The sequence below is a fragment of the Flavobacterium polysaccharolyticum genome (assembly GCF_038739875.1).
GTDB classification, from domain to species: Bacteria; Bacteroidota; Bacteroidia; order Flavobacteriales; family Flavobacteriaceae; genus Flavobacterium; species Flavobacterium polysaccharolyticum.
The window spans coordinates 1-2,233 of the sequence record NZ_JBCGDP010000050.1 but is presented as its reverse complement, the minus strand read 5'-3'; the positions used below and the strand labels follow the sequence as shown (position 1 = coordinate 2,233).

At 26.9% G+C, this 2,233-nt stretch carries 1 protein-coding gene and 1 pseudogene; both read right to left on the bottom strand.

Annotated elements, in window-relative coordinates:
• Positions 1 to 218: 218 nt before the first annotated feature.
• Positions 219 to 1,145: pseudogene (locus tag WFZ86_RS19995) on the bottom strand (IS4 family transposase); the annotation flags it as partial.
• 84 nt (positions 1,146 to 1,229) lie between these two features.
• Entirely contained in the window at positions 1,230 to 1,382 is a 153-nt protein-coding gene (locus WFZ86_RS20455; RefSeq protein ID WP_425402892.1) for a DUF4372 domain-containing protein, read from the bottom strand.
• Between the last annotated feature and the right edge of the window lie 851 nt (positions 1,383 to 2,233).

The window sequence follows — 2,233 nt, the reverse complement described above, 5'->3', positions numbered from 1 at the left end:
ACATAAACTATTTCAATGCTTGGTTTATAAAAACAAAAAAAAGTTAAAAAAAATAAATAGCTGATTAACAAGCTATTAAGTAAAAATTGACGAGAATAAACATTTTTAAGCACAAATAACTTGTTAATTTTTAAAGTACAAATTTAGAAATATTTAAGCATTTACAACGAAAAAATGCAGAATTTTATATCAAAAAAAAATATATCACTAGTGTCCACTTAAAATAAGATGAAAACCAGTTGGTTAGTATTATATTCATTGACATTATTGTAATCTGATTTCATAAGTAGTTCATTTATGGATGTTTTATCGAGTAATGATGCGGATAAAATTTGTAGAATTTCGTAGGTTGAGCGATTGATCTTTAAATCTTTTGCTATTATAGAAACCAAACAGTAAGTTGCAATTGCTACATTAATTTGAATACGAACAGCATTTTCTGTTGTTCCCCAAAAGGTCTTAACTTTTAGCTGCTGTTTTATCCATTTAAAGAACAATTCTACTTGCCATCTTTGTTTGTAAAGTAGTGCAATATCTTGAGCTGATAATTCAAAATTATTGGTCAAAAAAACTAACATTTTTTTATTTTCAGCATCGAAAAACTTCACTTTTCTTATCTTTTCTGGATAATCTTTTGAGGTATAAAAACCTTCTATTTTACCAATTTGGTCATATTTAATTCCAGTGGTTTTGTCAATTTTTAGAGAATACATTCTTTTAAATTTCATATTAGATTTTGCTCTAACAACAAAATAAGCATTAGCTTTAGTAATTCGAAAAAGTCGATCATAATCAACATAAGCACGGTCAAAAATATAATAAGCAAATGGCTCATAATCTATTACATCCATTGCGTTAACATCGTGCATATTTGCTTCAGTAATATAAATAAATACAGGGATTTGTGTGTTAATATCAAATAGAGTGTGCAATTTTATTCCTGCTTTAGTTTTTCGAAAATGAGCCCAACAAAACACACTCAAGCATAGATCAATTATTGAAGAATCAAAAGCATAAATATTGCCTTTTATTTCAAAGCTATCATTGCTTTTTTTATCCTGGGCAATCAATATTAAATGATTGGCAAACTCTTCAAATATTTTATAATTACGATTCTCATTAGCTTTGGATAAATTACTACGAGTTACATTTTTGCCAAATCCTAAATGATATGATTTTGATTAATGTGCTTCTATTACAATTATCAAATCTCTTAAACTTTCTCTTGCTCAAAGTTGACCAAAAATCATACATAATAATTGATTCCAACAAGTAAAATGTTTGACCGATTTATTGCCAGAATATTTACTAGTTAACCTGTCAAAAACACGTTGGGAAAGAAATTCGATCAGTTGAGAAAAGACATATTTACCGTGATTCATATTCGTAATATTGATTTACGAACATAATAATCATTTCAAATCGTCACGCTCAAAAATGACTCTTAAAATACAGATTTACAATAATTTCAAAGAACTTGTTTTATTTTTTAGTGGACACTAGTGAAAATATATATAAAAACAATATCTAAATGTGTTTTTTTTTTGTAAAATAGATTATTAAAATCGCCTTTTTTAAATTAAATCAATTTAACAAGTAATGTTGACATGGACACGCTAACTTAATCATCACAAAAAGTTAAGAAATAATCTTATTTTAACCCATGAAACAAATCTGTAAAATTTATGACAAAGTTTTTAAAGATTAAGCAGTTCAATTGAGTTATGCTAGAACAAATGTATGAAACTCGCCAAAGAATTGAGAGTAACAGCTACGTAAAGTCTCCTGACTTTGTGCTTTTACTTCAACTTAAGAATTGTAAACATACTAAAAGTCTCCCGACTTTTTCTGCAAACGCCTTATCAAGTTTTAATATTTGCTTGTCACATTTATAAGTACCAATAAAAGTAAAAAACAAAAAAAAGCTACAAAATAACCAAACGGTTACTTTGCAGCTTTTTATCACTTTTGCCACACTAAATATTCTAAAAAACATTTACGGGAAAAGTCAGGAGACTTTTATAACGTTTACGATTTTAGTACATGACAAAATTACATTTTACTAAAAATCAATAACATACAAGTTAATTAATTTGTAAAAAATACTGATATTTCGTACATTATAGAATTATTACGACATAATTTTTATAATGAAGAATACCTGTCTTGAGGGTAAAGATACAGAGCTTATTTCAGTTTTACAAGGTCATTTCAAAGGGAAACTCAATTTAGC

Bases quoted from the DNA above. Each gene is read 5' to 3' on its own strand.
- WFZ86_RS20455 (WP_425402892.1), bottom strand. From the start codon at position 1,382: ATGAATCACGGTAAATATGTCTTTTCTCAACTGATCGAATTTCTTTCC.